Here is a 17,877-nt window from a genome sequence, read left to right on the forward strand (position 1 = left end):
CTCGTCGCTCTGCACCGTTCGCGCGACAGCGTCAAACCAGCGCGTTGACGCGGTCTTGATCGAAAGCGCGTTTGTCGAAAGAGTGCCCCGCCCGCAGCCGCCGAAAAGGACATGATGTGACCATCCTCGCAGACCAACGCCCCACGACCCGCACCGATCTGGCTTGGGCAATTTCGGTCGGCGGTATCGGCGTCGTGCTGTTCACGGCGATGCTGGTCTTCACCTGGTATTTTGCGACCACGCTGCTGCTGATCTTCACCGGCATGCTGCTCGGCGTCGGCCTCAACGCACTGACCAACGCGCTCGGCCGCCGCGTGCACCTGCCGCATCCGGTCCGGCTCGCGATCGTCTGCGTCGTGCTTGCGGTGCTGCTCGCAGGCGTCGCCTATCTCGGCGGCGCCACCATCGCCGAGCAGGCCTCGCTGCTGAGCAAGACCATCAAGTCGCAGATCGGCAACGTGAAGACCTTCCTGGACAACCACGGGATCGACACCAGCTTCTTCGATCTCGGCAGCGCTGCATCTGACGCTTCGGCCAATCCACCATCGGACTCGACACCCTCGCCAGCAGCACCCCCGCGCGGTTCCTTGCCCGGCGCCGGCGCGCTGGCCTCCAGCGGTGGCGCGATCGTGAGCCAGACCTTCAAGCTCCTGCTCGGCACCATCCACGGCGTGGGAAACATCTTCATCGTGCTGTTCCTGGGGCTGTCCTTCGCCGCCCAGCCCGGCGTCTACCACGACGGCCTGTTGTTCCTGGCGCCGGCGAGGCATCGCACCCGCGTCACCCTGATCATCGACGGCATCAGCGAGACGCTGGAACGCTGGCTGATCGCGCAGATCGTCGTGATGATCGCTGTTGGCATCGTGACCTGGATCGGGCTTGCCATCATCGGCATCCCCGGCTCGTTCATCCTGGGGATTCAGGCGGGCCTGCTCGCCTTCATTCCGACCGTCGGCGCCATCATTGCCGGCGTCGTCGTGGTGCTCGCGAGCCTCGCCTCGGGCTGGATTCCGGCGCTGTCGGCCTTCCTCCTCTTCATGGGCGTGCACGCGATGGAGAGCTATGTGCTGACGCCGATCCTGCAGCGGCAGGCGCTCGACATCCCGCCGGCCACGCTGTTCGCGTTCCAGATCCTGCTCGGCGTCGTGTTCGGCATCTGGGGCCTGGCGCTGGCGCTGCCACTGGTCGCCATCGCCAAGGTCATGATCGACCACTTCAAGACGTATGAGGCGCCGCCCCTGGCAGCATGATCCGGAAAAGTGCGCAGCGGTTTTCCGAAAAGATCATGCTCAAGCGACGAGGCGGCGTAAGGCGTCGTGAAGTCGCTCAGGTCGTCAGCACGGTCTCGGTGTGCTCGACCTCCGGGGGCGAAGCAAAGTACTGACCGACGAGGCCGCGCCATTCGGTGAAATTCTCCGAGCCGCGGAAATCGACGGTGTGGTTCTCCAGCGTCGCCCACTTCACCATCAGCCGGTAGCGCTGCGGCTTCTCGATCGACTTGTGCAGCTCGAAGCCGTGAAAGCCCTTCGAACCGCCGAAGGCGGCCTTGGCCTTGGCGACGGCCGCCTCAAAGTCCTTCTCGCTGCCCGGCTTGACGTCGATTTGCGCGATCTCGGTGATCATCGGTTTCCACCCTGTTTGTTTAATGGGTGTGTCTACCGTAGACCGCAACGAAGAAAAAGGCACCGAATCGGCGCCCTGACCGGTCAAAAATGCGTGCTCTCAGGCCAACAGCAGAGCGGTGCCTGCCACGATGAGCGCGCAACCGATGAACAGCGCGAGCGGCCAGTAGCTACGGCTTTGCGTGTAGCGCCCCTGCGCGCGGCGCTCGGTGATCAGCGCGCGCTCGTATTCATCCGCGGTGGAGAACACGCAGGCGAAGCCGCCGCGTGCCGAGGCCGCAGCGGCTTCGAGCGACATCAGGGCAGCCTGCGGGTTCTGTCGACGGATCGATTCCATGACCGCAATGGTAGGGATCGAATGGTAAACAGCGGATTACCGAAGGCGCCTCTTGAGGCGCCTCTTGGCTTCAGGCGGTGGCCGGACGCGCCTGCGGCGCACCAACCCGCGCCGCGCTCTGGCGACGCCAGTTCTCCAGCGACAGCGGCAGCTCCTCCGCCGCCTCGACGCGGTTACGACCGCCGCGCTTGGCCTGGTAGAGCGCTGTGTCGGCCGAGGCCAGCAACACCTCGAGCTCGGTGCCGGCCGGACCGCCGGCAACGCCGATGCTGACGGTGGTGTCGACCGGGCCCTCATCGACCACGACGCCGGAGGTCTCGAACGCCTCGCGCACGCGCTCGGCAACCAGCACGCCCTCCTCCAGCGAACACGGCAGCAGGGCGGCGAACTCCTCGCCGCCGATGCGGCCCGACATGTCGGTCATGCGCAGGTTGCTGACGACGACGGTCGAGAACAGCTTCAGCATCTCGTCGCCGGCAGGATGGCCGAAGCGGTCGTTGATCGACTTGAAATGATCGATGTCGAAGATCATCACGGTCACGGGACGGCCGGCCTTGGCTTCGCGCTCGATCACGCGCCCGCAGGCTTCCGAGAAGCCGCGGCGGTTGAGCATGCCGGTCAGGGGATCGGTGGACGCGGCGGTCCGGTGCGCAGTCACCGTGCGCTCCGACACCAGCATGAAGATCACGAACACGGTGCCGACGGCATAAAGGATGAGCTCGACCGCAAACACGGTGACCCAGATGCTGCTGGAGAAGCCGGCATCGTTCGGACGCAGGAAGCTGCCGAGCACGATCGGCAGCATCAGCACGCAGCCGTGCATCACCGGCACCACGAAGGCCGGCCAGCGCCGTTGCAGGCTCTTGCGCCGCTCAACCCAGAGCTCGCTCGCCGTCAGTGCCGCATAGACCGAGACGATGCCGGCGCCGACGATCATGCGCAGCATGGACGCGGCGGGATCAAGCAGCGTCACGGCGGCGGCCCAGGCCAGCGCGCCGACAAGGAGACCCGGCCAATTCGGCTTGCGGCCGTGGAAGACGCGCGCCGCATTCCACACCATGCCGCAGGCGACGAAGCCGACTGCGTTCAGCGCAAGGTAAAGATGCGGGCCGAGCTTGTCGCCGGCCGCGGTCCATAGCGCGACGGACGCTGCGCCGAGGAGATACGCGGTGCCCCACCATTTCAGCGCGGGGCTGTTCTCCTGCTTGCCGAAAAACACCATCATGGCGCCGAGCAGTGCGGCAACCATGGTGGCGACCAAATAGAGCGTGATGCTATCGAGCGACATCATGTCGGCCCCCTTCTAGACATAGCAAGTTACGCGATCGGCCCAGCCGACTTGCGCGCCCTTCCAGATGCGACGCTATGTCCCGCGAGTTCCATTCAGGTTTTCACGCGAGGCCAAGTTTTCGGGAAACACGTCATCAATTTGCATACAAACGAACAACAAAAAGGGCGCTGAAATCAGCGCCCTTTTGCATCTCATTGAAGCCGCTTTCGCGGCGAATGTGACCGAAGCGATTAACGCTTCGAGAACTGGAAGGACCGGCGGGCCTTGGCCTTGCCGTACTTCTTGCGCTCGACCACGCGGGAGTCGCGGGTCAGGAAGCCGCCCTTCTTGAGCACGGTACGCAGCTCCGGCTCGAAATAGGTGAGCGCCTTGGAGATGCCGTGACGGACGGCACCGGCCTGGCCGGACAGACCACCGCCGGCAACCGTGCAGATCACGTCGTACTGGCCGGAACGCGCGGCCACCGAGAACGGCTGCTCGATCATCATGCGCAGCACGGGACGGGCGAAATAGACCTCGACCTCGCGCGAATTGACCGTGACCTTGCCGGCGCCCGGCTTGATCCAGACGCGGGCGACCGCGTCCTTGCGCTTGCCGGTGGCGTAGGCGCGGTTGAACTTGTCGACCTTCTTCTCGTGCTTGGGCGCGTCGGGCGCGGCCGCCGTCTTGAGCTGCGAGAGCTGGTCGAGCGACTGGATGGATTCGGCCATGTTATGCGGCCCTCGTGTTCTTGCGGTTCAACTTGGCGATGTCGATCTTCTCGGGCGTCTGGGCCTCGTGAGGATGATCGGCGCCGCCATAGACGCGGAGGTTGCCCATCTGGACGCGACCGAGCGGACCACGCGGGATCATGCGCTCGACGGCCTTCTCGAGCACGCGCTCGGGATGCTTGCCCTCGAGGATCTGGCGCGCGGTGCGCTCCTTGACGTGGCCGACGTAACCGGTGTGCTTGTAATAGGTCTTCTGCTCGCGCTTGCGACCGGTGAGGACCGCATGCTGCGCGTTGATGATGATGACGTTGTCGCCGCAATCAACGTGCGGGGTGTAGGTCGGGAGGTGTTTGCCGCGCAGGCGCATGGCGACGATGGTTGCGAGACGGCCGACGACCAGACCCTTGGCGTCGATCAGTACCCACTTCTTCGTCACCTCAGCCGGCTTTGCCGAAAAGGTTTTCATATCGGAGTTTCCGTGGACGGGAGATATCGGCGCGAACACCGCGCCGGACTGGGCGGTTTTCTAGAGAAGAGACGCGCAACGGTCAATGCCCCATAGCGGGAATTACAATAGCAAAATCAATATCTTAAAATTATGGTACTATATTACCTGCGAAAAGCTCAAACATTTGGAATGGAATAGGTCGAGGTGACATGGGCAATGGGATCGGGCGACGTGCCGGACAGCAGCTTCACCTCGCCGACCGCCAGGCGCTTGCCGAGCTTGAGCAGCCGCGCTTCCGCGAGCACGTCCTGTCCCGGTAGCCCCTTACGCAGGAAGTTGATGTTGAGATTGGTGGTGACCGCGAGCCCGATCGGCCCGATCGCGGACAGCAGCACCACGTACATCGCGAAATCCGCCAGTGCCATCAGCGTCGGGCCGGACACGGTTCCACCCGGCCGCAGCATCCTTTCGCTGTAGCGCTGGCGCAAAAGGCAGGTCTGGCCGTCGGCGCTCTCGATCGTGATGTCATCGCCGCTGAAGGCCTGGGGAAACTCGTCACGGAGAAACTGCTCGACCTCCGCCACGCTCATTTTCGCTAACGCCATGCTTCGCCTCACCCTCGCTTCGCATCCCCTGTTACATTAAGTTATCTGCGTCATCCAATTGCAAGAATCCAACCGGGAACGCTTCGATGTCCGCCCAGGCCGCCCGCGCCCCCTCCCCGCAACCGTCGAGCCTGCTGCGCGAGACCATAGGCCCCATCGCGGTCCTGACGCTGAACCGTCCGGCCGCGCGCAACAGCCTGTCGCAGGCGATGATCGCAAGCCTGCATGCCGAGCTCAATGAGATCCGCGACGACAAGGCGGTCCGCGGCGTGGTGATCGCCGCCAACGGCCCCGCCTTCTCCGCCGGCCACGACATGAAGGAGCTGACCGCGCGCCGCACTGACCCGGATCGCGGCCGCGCCTTCTTTGCCGAGATGATGACCGCCTGCAGCGCGATGATGCAGGCGGTCGTGCATTTGCCGAAGCCCGTGGTCGCGGCCGTCCAGGGCATTGCGACCGCGGCCGGCTGCCAGCTCGTGGCAAGCTGCGATCTCGCGATCGCCTCGGAAGCGGCGAGCTTCGCCACGCCGGGCGTCGATATCGGCCTGTTCTGCTCCACGCCGATGGTGGCGCTGTCGCGGAACGTGCCGCGCAAGCAGGCGATGGAAATGCTGCTGACCGGCGAGCCGATCGCGGCCACGCGCGCCCGCGAGATCGGGCTCATCAACCGCGTGGTCGCGGCCGGCACCGAGCGCGAGGCCGCAATTGCCCTCGCCGAACAGGTCGCGCTGAAGTCGGCCTACACCGTCAAGCTCGGCAAGGAGGCGTTCTATCGCCAGGCCGAGATGAGCCTTGCGGACGCCTATCGCTATGCGGCAGAGGTGATGACCGAGAACATGATGGCGCGCGACGCCGAGGAAGGCATCGGCGCGTTCATCGAGAAGCGCACGCCGACATGGCGGGATGAATAGTCAACTCCTCATCCTGAGGAGCCGCGGAACGCGGCGTCTCGAAGGATGGAGGCCCGACTGTGGCCTCATGGTTCGAGACGCGCGGGCCGCGCTCCTCACCATGAGGGTCAGAGAAAGAAAAAGATGAACCACGACGCCTATCCCGACAATTACATCCGCGGCATCCTCAACAGCGTGAAGTCGATCGCGATGGTCGGCGCCTCGCCCGTCAATGTGCGGCCGAGCTATTTTGCGTTCAAATATCTGGCGCAGCGCGGCTATGACATGATCCCGGTCAATCCCGGCCATGTCGGCAAGGATCTGCTCGGAAAGCCGTTTGTCGCCTCGCTCTCCGACATCGGCCGCCCCGTCGACATGATCGACATCTTTCGCAACTCCAGCCACATCATGCCGGTGGTCGAAGAAGCGCTCACGCTCGATCCGCTGCCGAAGGTGATCTGGATGCAGCTTGGCGCGCGCGAAGACGCAGCCGCGGCGAAGGCCGAGGCCGCCGGGATCAAGGTCGTGATGAACCGCTGCCCCAAGATCGAATATGGCCGCTTGTCGTCCGAGATTTCCTGGATGGGCGTCAATTCACGCACGCTGAGCTCCAAACGGCCGCCGGCGCCGACGCAAGGCATGCAGCTATCCCTCAATCGGATGAGTGTCGGCGGCGGCGACACCGCAGCTTCCGATCGCGCTGCAAAGAACAAGACCGAGCAAAGCTGACGCAATAAACTTCCGTTGCGCGAACGTGACAATCGTAGCGCCGTGATGTGAAGCGGCGCCTTGACGGCGGGCGCGTCGCCGATCAGCATGCCGCGCGATTTCAGATCACAAGAACAGGACGCCCTCAATGAGCGATCGCCTTCCGGGATTTTCAACCCTCGCCGTGCATGCCGGTGCACAACCCGATCCCACCACCGGTGCGCGCGCGACCCCGATTTATCAAACCACCTCTTTCGTCTTCAACGACGCCGACCACGCCGCCTCGCTGTTCGGCCTGCAGGCATTCGGCAACATCTATACCCGCATCGGCAATCCCACCAACGCGGTGCTGGAAGAGCGTGTTGCCGCACTCGAAGGCGGCACCGCCGCGCTTGCGGTCGCCTCGGGCCACGCCGCACAGGTCGTGGTGCTGCAGCAATTGCTCCAGCCCGGCGACGAATTCATCGCCGCGCGCAAGCTCTATGGCGGCTCGATCAACCAGTTCTCGCATGCGTTCAAGAGCTTCGGCTGGAACGTGGTGTGGGCGGATTCCGATGACATCGCAAGCTTCGAGCGCGCGGTGACGCCGCGCACGAAGGCCATCTTCATCGAGTCCATTGCCAATCCCGGCGGCAGCATCACCGACATCGAGGCGATCTCGACGGTGGCGCGCAAGGCGGGCGTGCCGCTGATCGTCGACAACACGCTGGCCTCGCCCTACCTGATCCGCCCGATCGACCATGGCGCCGACATCGTCGTGCACTCGCTGACGAAATTCCTGGGCGGCCACGGCAATTCGCTCGGCGGCATCATCGTCGACGCCGGCACGTTCGACTGGTCCACGGGCGGCAAATATCCGATGCTGTCGGAGCCGCGGCCCGAATATCACGGCATCCGCCTCCAGGAGACCTTTGGCAATTTCGCTTTCGCGATCGCCTGCCGCGTGCTGGGCCTGCGCGATCTCGGACCCGCGCTGTCGCCGTTCAACGCCTTCATGATCCTGACCGGCATCGAGACGCTGCCGCTGCGGATGCAGAAGCACTGCGACAACGCCAAGGCCGTTGCAGAATTCCTCGCCGGCCATCCGGCGGTGGCCTCGGTGAGCTATGCGGGCTTGGCAAGCGACAAGTACAACCAGCTTGCACGCAAATACGCGCCGAAGGGCGCAGGCGCCGTGTTCACCTTCAGCCTGAAGGGCGGCTATGACGCCGGCGTCAGCCTGGTGTCGAAGCTGCAGCTGTTCTCGCACTTGGCCAACGTCGGCGACACCCGCTCGCTGGTCATCCACCCGGCCTCGACGACGCACAGCCAGCTCGACGACGCCGCCAAGGTGAAGTCCGGCGCCGGCCCCGACGTGGTGCGGCTCTCGATCGGCATCGAAGACAAGGAAGATCTGATCGCCGATCTGGAGCAGGCGCTGGGGGCGTAGCTTTCCTGGTCATTCCGGGGCGTTGCCTCGCCCCGGAATGACAGCCCGCGTTAACAGTCATTAACCATATCTACCGCATACATCGTCCTTGGATCGCCCCTTTGATTCGGAGCCGACGATGCTGCGCTGGATGGTGCCTGCCCTTGCCGCCATGCTGACGGTCTCAGCTGCCGTTGCCGCCGATCTGCCGGCCACAGCGAGACGGCGCGCTGCCGTGCCGCCGCAGGACCCGCCACAGGTCTATGTCGAGACCGATCCGGATGCGCTGATCTCGCCGGCCTATGGCATCGGCAGCTACATCCGCAACCTGCCGGGCACGCCGCTCCTGCCCGGCTCCAGCACCTTGCCGGGCTATTATGGCCGGCCCTGGAGCTACGATTATCAGGGCCCGTACTACGGCGGACCACAGGTCGGCTATTTCTGGCGCCTGCCCTACGCATGCGGCGTCTACGGCTATTGCTGACCTGATCAGCCGGCCTGACCGACCGGAACCGCGCGCGGCTGCGCCTGTGCAGATTGTCGCGAGGCCAGCCGCTCCACCTGCATCACTGCAAGCGTGAGCACCACGATCGCAACCGCTTGGTGCGAAAGCGCGAGATCGATCGGCACCTGGTTGAGCAGCGTGAGGATGCCGAGCACCGCCTGCAGGCCCACCGCGCCCAGCAGCAACAGCGCGCCGCTCGCAGCTCGGCCCGCGCGTGAACGCACCGCATCGAATGCGTGCAGCGCCGCCAGCACGAACAGCGCATAGGCCGTCATGCGGTGCTCGAACTGCACCGTCAGCACGTTGTCGAACATGTTGCGCCACCACGGCGTCTCGAACCAGAGCCGGTCGCCTGCGGGAATGAACGCGCCGTCGATCTGCGGCCAGGTGTTGTAGGCACGCCCGGCGCGCAGACCCGCGACCAGCGCGCCGAAATAGATCTGGACGAAGGTCACGATGAGTAGCAGCACGCTCGTGAATCTCAGCCGCGCGGGCGCAACGATCTGCGGACGCTCGGCGAGCCGCCGCACCGTCCAGACGATGCCGGCAAAGATCAGCAGCGCGAGCATCAGATGCGTCGCGAGCCGATATTGCGAAACCTCGACCCGTTCCGTGAGACCCGAGGCCACCATCCACCAGCCGACGGCGCCCTGGAGTCCGCCAAGCGCGAACAGCAGCCACAGCCGCCGTTTCAACTCGCCCGACAGGCCGCCGCGCCACAGGAAGAACAGGAACGGCAAGAGATAGGCAACGCCGATGAAGCGGCCGAGAAAGCGGTGGCTCCATTCCCACCAATAGATCTCCTTGAACTCGGACAGGCTCATGCCGGCGTTGAGCTCGCGGTATTGCGGGATCTTCTTGTAGGCCTCGAAGGCCTCGGTCCACTGCGCCTCCGACAGCGGCGGCACGCTGCCCGTGACCGGCTTCCATTCGACGATCGAGAGGCCGGATTCCGTCAGCCGCGTCGCGCCGCCGACCAGCACCATCAGCGCGATGAGGGCGGCCACGGAAATCAACCACCAGCGCACGGCGCGATGCGGGTTGGTCGGAGCGAAAATCGTCGTCATTTCAGGGGCAAAACCAAGCCTTGTTGCAAAGAGACTTGAACCGGACTGCGTGCCCCTTATAGTCCCCCGCTCCCGCAGCGCAAGTTACGCGAAGGCCGCAGCATTCCGCCATGACGATCCGCACCCGCAAGTTCCTCGGCGCCATCCTGCTCCTGGTGCTGGCCACTGTCTGGGCCCTGCTCGGCATGGCGCTGGCGCAGATGCCGTGGATCGCCGAGTCCGGCTGGCGGCAGGCGATCTACTACGTGGTGGTCGGCATGGGCTGGGTGCTGCCGGCGATGCCGATCGTGAGTTGGATGCAGCGGCCTGATCGCGTCAAATCTTAATTCGTAACGCTGCCGGTCGGTTTCACCGGCGCGAAGGCAACACCGGACACCAGCACGCGCAGCATGCGCAGTGATTGTATCCGGCCGTCCCAGGAAATCCGCGGCAGTGCGTGCAGATTGGTGCGCCCCTCCGCGTCCACGATGCCAGAGATGGTCGAGACGGCGCTGGCAAAGCCGGCCTCTTCCGCCATGACGACGTGGCTGCGCCGGAAAGACGAGCGATCGCCGAACGGAAAGGCCAGATGCCTGATATCGCGGTCGAAGGCCGCTTCCGCGACCGCCTTGCCCATCGTCATCTCGCGCAACGCGGCGGCGTCCTTCATGTTGGCGAGAACGGGATAGTTCACCGTCGCGCTGCCGACCGTGACCAGCGGATCCGCCGCAAGCTTTACCAGATCCTCCCAATCCATCGAGGCTTCGCGCGTGAGCGCAGCGAGGTCGATCCGGTAGCGCGTGCAGAGATCGGCGATCGCGGCCGACAAATCCGCCGGCGGCAACGAGCGCAGCCAGCTCTCGACGAACGAAAACAGCGCCTGCTTCTCGGCGTTGCCCGTGACGGTGAAACGTTGCTCTTTCTCGCCCATCATCAGGTTGATGCGGCTCTCGCGCGCGATCATCCGCTCGAGCCCGAGCCACCAGCCCTCGCCGACTCCATCGGGAAACGCGGTGGGCACATAGATCGTGAACGGCACGGCGTGGCGCGCCAGCACCGGATAGGCGAAGCTGATGAGGTCCTTGTTGGCGCCGTCGAAGGTCAGCGCCACGAAGCGCCGATTCTGCGGCAGCGTCACCGCGCGGCGGCAGACATCGTCCATGCCGAGGAAGTCATACCCCCACCGCTTCAGCGCATGAATGGCGCGATCGAGGAATTGCGGACTGATTTCGCTTTCACGCAGCGGCTGAAACGCGCCGCGCCGCCGCGGCCGCACGTGTTGAAAGCGCAGGATCGCGCCGGCGCCGCGGCTGCGCAGCACAGCCTGACCGGTGAACCAGGCCAGCTCAAGCCGCAACCGCTCCAGCCATCTGTCGTCGGATGCCAATATCCCACCTTCGCGTTCGCCTGATTGTCATTACCCTTTGTTGACATTTCTTTGCAAAGGTCGGCCACAGGCCGAAATACGCAAATTTTTCGTTTCTCGACAGGTTTCGTGAATGACCATGGCTGCGGCGATGCAAAGCCGGACGGCAGAATCGCCAGCGCGGTCGAAAGCGAGCCGTATCGCGCATGTCGATATCGTCACCGATCTGGCCGAGGCAGAGACGGTCTGGCGCGCGCTCGAGGAGAGCGGCCACCTCTTCACGCCCTACCAGCGCTTCGACCTGCTCGGCCCATGGCAACGGCTGGTCGGCAGCCACGAAGGCGCCAGTCCCTTCATCGTCATTGCCCGCGACGCCGAGCGCCAGCCGCTCCTGCTGCTGCCGCTCTCGCTGCGGCAAGGCCACGGCGTGCGCACGGCCTGCTTCATGGGCGGCAAGCACACCACCTTCAACATGGGCCTGTGGAACGCCGAGTTCGCCGCCGAGGTCACCATCGCCGATCTCGACGCGCTGCTTGCGCCGCTGCGCGAGCATGCCGACGTGCTCGCGCTGACGCAGCAGCCGCTGCGCTGGCACGACCAGCACAACCCGTTCGCGCAACTGCCGCGGCAGAGTGCGATCAACGGCTGCCCTCTCCTGGCGATGGAGCCGGGCGGGCCGCCCGCATCGCGGATCAGCAACTCCTTTCGCCGCCGCCTCAAGAGCAAGGAAAAGAAGCTCCAGGCGCTTGCCGGCTATCGTTATCACCTCGCCACTACGGATGCGGACGTCACCCGCCTGCTCGACTGGTTCTTCAGGGTCAAGCCGGCGCGGATGGCCGAACAGAAACTGCCCAACGTCTTTGCCGAGCCCGGCGTCGAAGCGTTCATCCGCAGCGCGTGCCTGTCTGCGCGCGGCGAAGGCCGCGTCATCGACATCCATGCGCTCGAGTGCGACGACGAGGTGATCGCGATCTTCGCCGGCGTCGCCGACGGCCAGCGCTTCTCGATGATGTTCAACACCTACACGATGTCCGAGCACGCCCGCTACAGCCCCGGGCTGATCCTGATGCGCTACATCATCGACCGCTACGCCGAACGCGGCTACCGCTCGCTCGATCTCGGCATCGGCTCGGACGATTACAAGCGCATGTTCTGCAAGGACGACGACGACATTTTCGACAGCTTCGTGCCCCTGACCGCGCGCGGAAAACTCGCGGCGATGGCGATGTCCTCGCTGAGCCACGGCAAACGGCTGGTGAAGCAGAACCAGGTGTTGTTCGATCTGGCGCGGCGGCTGCGGCAGACGTTCGGGTAGGCGTCACAGCCTCTGGTCTCGTAGGGTGGGCAAAGCGAAGCGTGCCCACCACGTCTCCCGCAGTCGTTGAAAGGTGGTGGGCACGGCGCAAATGCGCCTTTGCCCACCCTACGATTCCGAGTTCGTGGAGAAAGCCCCCTCACCCGGCTTCGCTTTCGCGAAGCCACCCTCTCCCGCAGGGGCAGAGGGTGAGAATTACGCCGCCACCACACGCGGCGTTTCCACAGCGTCCGACGGCTGCACCGGCCTGCTCAGCATCGTCACCTCGCTGAAACCGACCGCCTTCAGCTGCTCGCACATCAGCGTGCGGGCGTCCGGCGCCATCGACGCGTCGGGCACCACGACGGCGCGGGCATGCGCCGTCAAGAGTTCCGCTGGGAGGTCCGAGGCGCTGCCGGCGTCCACCAGCACGTGGTCGTAGGCGCGGAGCAGCGCATCGATCGCGAGCGTCACCCGTGGCGATTGCAGCAGGCTGCGGTCGAAGCCGGGACGGCCGGCCATAACCAGGTGCAACCGCGAGAGCTTGTCCCGGGTGATGATCTGCGCGAACGAGGCCTCGCCCTGCATCAGCTCGGCGAGGCCGGGAGCCGAAGCATCGACGGACACCGCGGCGATGGTCGGCGAGGATGCGGCGAGATCGACCACAACGACGCGCGCCTCGCGCGCCAGGTGCCGGGCCAGCGTCAGCGTCGACAGCGTGATGGCTTCGCCGGCCGCGGTGCCGAGCACCGTGACCTTCTTCGCCGCCGGTCCCGCAGCGCGCAGGTTGTCGGCGAGATGCTCGATCTCGGCGAATTCAGTGACGTCGGCATCGGCCGTCATCTCGGGCTGAAGCGGCGTAAGGTCTTCCACAACCGGATCGAGCATCGGCTCGGCCACCGACGGGACGACCGGCTGGACCACCGGCTCTTGGCGCACCGGCGCCTGCGTCTGCGCCGGCGTGAACACCGCCACCGCGCGTGGCGCGGTCTGGCGCAGCAGCTCGCCGGTGACGACGACGCCGGACGAGAGCAGCAGCGTCGCGATCGTCGCAATCAGCACGATCGGCAGCTTCTTCGGATAGGCCGGCGTATTCGAGACGATGGCGCGCGAGATGATGCGGCCTTCCGCCGGCGCGGTGTCGATGCTTTCGCGGGTGCTGGCCTCGCGATACTTCCCAAGATACGTCTCGAGCAGGTCGCGCTGCGCCTTGGCTTCGCGCTCGAGCGCGCGGAGCTGGACGTCCTGACCGTTGGTCGAGGTCGCCTGCTTCTTGAGCTGGTCGAGGCTCGCCGTCAGGCCGTCGACCCGGCCACCGGCGATCCGCGCATCGCTTTCGAGCGAGCGCGAGATCTTGGCCGCTTCGTCGCGAATTTGGTTGTCGAGGTCGCCGAGCTGCGCCTTCAGCTCCTTGATCCGCGGGTGATTGCCGAGCAGCGTGGACGATTGTTCGGCAAGCTGCGCCCGCAACGTCACCCGCTGCTCGGACAGCCGCCGCATCAGTTCGGAATTCACCACCTCGGACGCTTCGATCGGCTTGCCGCTCTGGAGCATCTCTTTGATCAGCCGCGCCCTGGATTCAGCATCCGCCCTCATCGAGCGCGCGTTGTTGAGCTGGGTATTGACCTCGCCCATCTGCTGGTTCGAGAGCGTGGTGTTGTTGGTGCCGACGAACAGCGACGATTTGGAACGGAAGTCCTCGACCTTGGCTTCGGCGTCGGAGACTTTCTTGCGCAGATTTTCGATTTCGCCCGAAAGCCACTGGCTGGCGCTGCGGGCCTGATCCTGGCGCGCATTCTGCTGGAGCACGAGATAGCCGTCGGCGATCGAATTGGCGACGCGCGCGGCAAGGTCAGGATCGGCGGACTGGAATTCGACCACGATCACGCGCGACTTGTCGACGGCGTAGGCCTGGAGCCGCTCGTAATAGGCATCCAGCACCCGCTCTTCCGGCGTCATCGAAAACGGATCGCGACCGATGCCGATCATCGCTGCGAGCGACTTCAGCGGCGAAATGCCTTGTAGCACCGGATCGAATTCGGGGCGCTCCGCGAGCTTGTTCTTTTTGATGATCTCGCGCGCGAGATCGCGCGACAGCACGAGCTGCACCTGGCTGGTCACCGCCTCGGGATCGAGCGACTGCCGCTCTTCGGTGCTGCGGTCGCTGCTCGGCCGCAAGAACACGTTCTCGCGGCCGTCGATCAGGATGCGGGATTCCGACTTGTAACGCGGAGTGACGAGATTGACGGCGGCGATCGACGCGACGAGCGCGAGCACCGTCGGCACGATGATCCAGCCGCGCTTGCGGGCGAGCACCGCGCCGAGCGCATGAAGATCGATATCGCCGGATTCGGCTTGTGCCTGCTTCGCAGCAACGGGCGCAGGCTCTGCTTCAATCTTTCGCGCGGCTTCGGTCGATTTGGCTTCGGCCTTGGGCTTCGAAATAGCCCGCTCGACCACCGCCTTGTCCTTGCCGGCACGCCAGAACGCTAAACGCATCGAACACTCCCGCAGGGCAACGCTGCGACTCTACCTCAACCGGGGCGATTACACTCCATTAAGGTTGCTGCTGGGTTAATCGCGCCCTGCCGCGACCGGCGCGCACGGCGCCGACACCGTTTGTTAACCACGAGGGCTCTTAATCCATCTCGATATTTCGAGAATTGTTCGAGCATTCGCCGTCGAGCGCTGGTTCTGATCATGCCCCCCTCTCCCGACCGGCCGCTCCGCATCCTGCACGCCGTGCGCGCTCCCGTGGGCGGCATCTTCCGCCACATCCTCGATCTCGCCAACGGTCAGGTCGATCGCGGTCATCACGTCGGGATTCTCGCCGACAGCCTCACCGGCGGCGAGCGCGCGGACAAGGCGCTGGCCGAACTCGCGCCGCGGCTGAAGCTCGGCGTGCACCGGCTGGCGATCCGCCGCGAACCGTCGCCAGACGATTTTCTGGTGTGGCTGCGGATGCGGCGCCTGATCGCCGCGCTCAAACCCGACGTCACGCACGGCCACGGAGCCAAGGCCGGCGCCTTCGTCCGCATGCGGCGGCGATCCAACGACGCCATCCGCATCTACACCCCGCATGGCGGCTCGCTGCACTATCCCCTCAACACCTTCAAGGGCGAGTTTTACGCGCGGCTCGAACGCACGCTGATGGACGCGACGGACCTGTTCCTGTTCGAGAGCGCGTTTGCGCGCGATACCTATCAGCGCATCGTCGGCACACCCAAGGGCGTGGTGCATTGCGTCTTCAATGGCGTAACGCCGGAGGAGTTCGAACCTGTTAGCATCGCCGACGATGCCACCGATCTCGCTTATGTCGGCGAGTTCAGGCACATCAAGGGTGCGGATTTGCTCGTCGATGCGGTGGCGCGTCTGCACGAGGGTGGCAAGAAGGTCACGCTCACGCTCGGCGGCGACGGCGAGGAGACAGCGGCGCTGAAGGCGCAGGTCGAGAAGCTCGGCCTCTCCAACGCCATCCGCTTCATCGGTCACGTCAAGGCGCGCTACGGCTTCTCCAAGGGGCGCCTGCTGGTCGTGCCCTCGCGCGGCGATTCAATGCCGTACGTCGTGATCGAGGCTGGAGCTGCCGGCATTCCCATGATCGCGGCCCGCGTCGGCGGCATCCCCGAGATTTTTGGGCCCGAGAGCCCGGCGCTGTTCGCGGCGAGCAACGCCGAGGCCATGGCCGAAGCGATCGCGGCCGCGCTCGACGATCCGCAGGCGACCGCGCAGCGCGCATCCGCCCTGCGCGAGCGCATCTCCGCGCATTTCTCCCAGCAGGCGATGGTTGACGGCGTGCTCGCGGGTTATCGCGACGCATTTGCCAATCATTAACCATCCTTAAGACCGCTTTAGAGAATCTTCCGATTTGTCCGATAATCGACGTGCCAGGGGATGCTCGCCCGGGGCGCAACGCTGCGACCCGCGGGTTTTTTGGAATGGACGTGGACGCCCGTGGAACCGCTCAACGCACGCTCGATGCTCGACGCCGCGACAAGCGCGGCGACGAAGCCGGCTGACCAACCGTTTGTGGAGCGCCGTCGCCGGCTCTCGCCCGCCGCGCTCGACGTCGTCAACCAGAAGGTCGCCCGCGCCTATTCGCCGATCGTGATCACCGGCTTCGTCCGCCTGGCCGATTTCGCCCTGCTGAGCCTTGTCGGCATCGCGCTCTATGTCGGCTATGTCATGCCGCTCGCCGGTTCCTTCAGCTGGGTTTATCCCGCGCAGATCATCGCCGTCGCGGTCGCCGCCGTGGTCTGCTTCCAGGCCGCCGACATCTATCAGGTGCAGCTGTTCCGCGGTCAGCTCCGGCAGATGACGCGGATGATCTCGTCCTGGTCGTTCGTCTTCCTGCTGTTCATCGGCGTATCCTTCTTCGCCAAGTTCGGCAGCGAAATGTCGCGGCTGTGGCTTGCCGCCTTCTACTTCCTCGGGCTCGCCGCGCTCATCTCCCAACGTCTGGTGCTGCGCTCGCTGGTGCGCGCCTGGGCACGCCAGGGCCGGCTCGACCGCCGCACCATCGTCGTTGGCTCCGACAGCAACGGCGAGCAACTGGTCGAGGCGCTGAATGCCCAGGAGGATTCCGACATCCACGTGCTCGGCGTGTTCGACGACCGCAACGACAGTCGCGCGCTCGACACCTGCGCCGGCGCGCGCAAGCTCGGCAAGGTCGACGACATCGTCGAATTCGCCCGCCGCACCCGGGTCGATCTCGTGCTGTTCGCGCTGCCGATCTCGGCGGAGACGCGCATCCTGGAGATGTTGAAGAAGCTCTGGGTGCTGCCTGTCGACATCCGGCTCTCCGCGCACACCAACAAGCTGCGTTTCCGTCCCCGCTCCTATTCCTACCTCGGCGAGGTGCCGACGCTCGACGTGTTCGAGGCGCCGATCACCGACTGGGACCTGGTGATGAAGTGGCTGTTCGACCGCATCGTCGGCGGCCTCGCGCTGCTCGCAGCCCTGCCGGTGATGGGACTGGTGGCGCTGGCGGTGAAGCTCGACAGCCCCGGCCCGGCGCTGTTCCGTCAGAAGCGCTTCGGCTTCAACAACGAGCGTATCGACGTCTACAAATTCCGCTCGATGTACCACCATCAGGCCGACCCGACCGCCTCCAAGGTCGTGACCAAGAACGATCCGCGCGTCACCCGCGTCGGCCGCTTCATCCGCAAGACCAGCCTCGACGAGCTGCCGCAGCTCTTCAACGTGGTGTTCTCAGGCAATTTGTCCCTGGTCGGCCCGCGTCCGCATGCGGTGCAGGGCAAGCTCCAGAGCCGCCTTTTCGACGAAGCCGTCGACGGCTATTTCGCTCGTCACCGCGTCAAACCCGGCATCACCGGCTGGGCCCAGATCAACGGCTGGCGCGGCGAGATCGACAATGAAGAGAAGATCCAGAAGCGCGTCGAATTCGACCTCTACTACATCGAGAACTGGTCGGTGCTGTTCGACCTCGTCATTCTCCTGAAGACGCCGGTCTCGCTGCTGACCAAGAACGAGAACGCGTATTGAGTTGAGTTTCTCAGTCATGCCCCGGCTTGACCGGGGCATCCAGTACTCCGCAGCGCCTGCCGTCTTCTGCAACGCGCGCCGCGGAATACTGGATCGCCCGGTCAAGCCGGGCGATGACAGCTTGTTTGTGGCGTATAGCGTG

18 protein-coding genes are annotated in these 17,877 nt (G+C 65.0%); 9 read left to right on the forward strand and 9 right to left on the reverse strand.

Annotation, left to right across the window (positions count from 1 at the left end; translation table 11 throughout):
* Window positions 1–116: 116 nt before the first annotated feature.
* Complete coding sequence (locus AB7535_RS17835) at window positions 117–1,250, forward strand: AI-2E family transporter (RefSeq protein WP_135215989.1); 1,134 nt, start codon at window positions 117–119, stop codon at window positions 1,248–1,250.
* 76 nt (window positions 1,251–1,326) lie between these two features.
* Here AB7535_RS17835 and AB7535_RS17840 read toward each other — a convergent pair whose 3' ends face one another.
* From AB7535_RS17840 to AB7535_RS17865, 6 genes are all read right to left on the reverse strand, one after another.
* A complete protein-coding gene (locus tag AB7535_RS17840) occupies window positions 1,327–1,623 on the reverse strand; it encodes an antibiotic biosynthesis monooxygenase family protein (RefSeq protein ID WP_028155908.1) in 297 nt (98 codons plus the stop codon).
* Between the two features lie 99 nt (window positions 1,624–1,722).
* A complete protein-coding gene (locus AB7535_RS17845) occupies window positions 1,723–1,959 on the reverse strand; it encodes a hypothetical protein (protein ID WP_028149020.1) in 237 nt (78 codons plus the stop codon).
* 70 nt (window positions 1,960–2,029) lie between these two features.
* On the reverse strand, window positions 2,030–3,250 hold the full coding sequence (locus tag AB7535_RS17850) for a GGDEF domain-containing protein (RefSeq protein WP_135215988.1): 1,221 nt from the start codon (window positions 3,248–3,250) through the stop codon (window positions 2,030–2,032).
* Between the two features lie 230 nt (window positions 3,251–3,480).
* A complete protein-coding gene (gene rpsI, locus AB7535_RS17855; protein WP_007611021.1) occupies window positions 3,481–3,960 on the reverse strand; it encodes a 30S ribosomal protein S9 in 480 nt (159 codons plus the stop codon).
* Between the two features lies 1 nt (window position 3,961).
* Window positions 3,962–4,426 (reverse strand): 50S ribosomal protein L13, encoded by a 465-nt coding sequence (gene rplM, locus AB7535_RS17860; protein ID WP_008137961.1) that lies wholly within the window; start codon window positions 4,424–4,426, stop codon window positions 3,962–3,964.
* 158 nt (window positions 4,427–4,584) lie between these two features.
* Complete coding sequence (locus AB7535_RS17865) at window positions 4,585–5,013, reverse strand: PaaI family thioesterase (protein ID WP_135215987.1); 429 nt, start codon at window positions 5,011–5,013, stop codon at window positions 4,585–4,587.
* Between the two features lie 86 nt (window positions 5,014–5,099).
* On the opposite strand from AB7535_RS17865, the gene AB7535_RS17870 reads away from it, so the two are divergent.
* The 4 genes from AB7535_RS17870 (at window position 5,100) to AB7535_RS17885 (ending at window position 8,503) form a co-directional block, all read left to right on the forward strand.
* Window positions 5,100–5,924, forward strand: a complete 825-nt coding sequence (locus tag AB7535_RS17870; RefSeq protein ID WP_135215986.1) for an enoyl-CoA hydratase — start codon at window positions 5,100–5,102, stop codon at window positions 5,922–5,924.
* Window positions 5,925–6,047: 123 nt separating this feature from the next.
* Window positions 6,048–6,632: a CoA-binding protein gene (locus tag AB7535_RS17875; RefSeq protein WP_135215985.1), complete on the forward strand. Its 585-nt coding sequence runs from the start codon at window positions 6,048–6,050 to the stop codon at window positions 6,630–6,632.
* A 127-nt stretch (window positions 6,633–6,759) separates the two neighbouring features.
* On the forward strand, window positions 6,760–8,040 hold the full coding sequence (locus tag AB7535_RS17880) for an O-acetylhomoserine aminocarboxypropyltransferase (RefSeq protein WP_028149015.1): 1,281 nt from the start codon (window positions 6,760–6,762) through the stop codon (window positions 8,038–8,040).
* A 118-nt stretch (window positions 8,041–8,158) separates the two neighbouring features.
* Window positions 8,159–8,503, forward strand: a complete 345-nt coding sequence (locus AB7535_RS17885; protein ID WP_063982941.1) for a hypothetical protein — start codon at window positions 8,159–8,161, stop codon at window positions 8,501–8,503.
* A 5-nt stretch (window positions 8,504–8,508) separates the two neighbouring features.
* On the opposite strand, the gene AB7535_RS17890 is transcribed toward AB7535_RS17885, so the two are convergent.
* The gene (locus AB7535_RS17890) at window positions 8,509–9,591 is read right to left on the reverse strand and encodes a COX15/CtaA family protein (protein ID WP_354112936.1); all 1,083 of its coding nucleotides are present in this window, start codon (window positions 9,589–9,591) and stop codon (window positions 8,509–8,511) included.
* Window positions 9,592–9,701: 110 nt separating this feature from the next.
* On the opposite strand from AB7535_RS17890, the gene AB7535_RS17895 reads away from it, so the two are divergent.
* Window positions 9,702–9,917, forward strand: a complete 216-nt coding sequence (locus AB7535_RS17895; RefSeq protein ID WP_014494810.1) for a DUF2842 domain-containing protein — start codon at window positions 9,702–9,704, stop codon at window positions 9,915–9,917.
* Here the strand turns inward: AB7535_RS17895 and AB7535_RS17900 are convergent.
* A complete protein-coding gene (locus AB7535_RS17900) occupies window positions 9,914–10,957 on the reverse strand; it encodes a polysaccharide deacetylase family protein (protein ID WP_135215982.1) in 1,044 nt (347 codons plus the stop codon). The genes AB7535_RS17895 and AB7535_RS17900 overlap by 4 nt on opposite strands.
* A 112-nt stretch (window positions 10,958–11,069) precedes the next feature.
* On the opposite strand from AB7535_RS17900, the gene AB7535_RS17905 reads away from it, so the two are divergent.
* On the forward strand, window positions 11,070–12,251 hold the full coding sequence (locus AB7535_RS17905) for a GNAT family N-acetyltransferase (RefSeq protein ID WP_135215981.1): 1,182 nt from the start codon (window positions 11,070–11,072) through the stop codon (window positions 12,249–12,251).
* 195 nt (window positions 12,252–12,446) lie between these two features.
* On the opposite strand, the gene AB7535_RS17910 is transcribed toward AB7535_RS17905, so the two are convergent.
* Entirely contained in the window at window positions 12,447–14,729 is a 2,283-nt protein-coding gene (locus tag AB7535_RS17910; RefSeq protein ID WP_135215980.1) for a GumC family protein, read from the reverse strand.
* A 201-nt stretch (window positions 14,730–14,930) separates the two neighbouring features.
* Here AB7535_RS17910 and AB7535_RS17915 point away from each other — a divergent pair, with 201 nt between their 5' ends.
* Window positions 14,931–16,064 (forward strand): glycosyltransferase family 4 protein, encoded by a 1,134-nt coding sequence (locus tag AB7535_RS17915; RefSeq protein WP_135215979.1) that lies wholly within the window; start codon window positions 14,931–14,933, stop codon window positions 16,062–16,064.
* Between the two features lie 120 nt (window positions 16,065–16,184).
* Entirely contained in the window at window positions 16,185–17,735 is a 1,551-nt protein-coding gene (locus tag AB7535_RS17920; RefSeq protein WP_167768209.1) for an undecaprenyl-phosphate glucose phosphotransferase, read from the forward strand.
* The last annotated feature ends 142 nt before the right edge of the window (window positions 17,736–17,877 follow it).

Source organism: Bradyrhizobium sp. 956_D2_N1_4, assembly GCF_052076025.1.
In the GTDB taxonomy this organism is placed as follows: domain Bacteria; phylum Pseudomonadota; class Alphaproteobacteria; order Rhizobiales; family Xanthobacteraceae; genus Bradyrhizobium; species Bradyrhizobium barranii.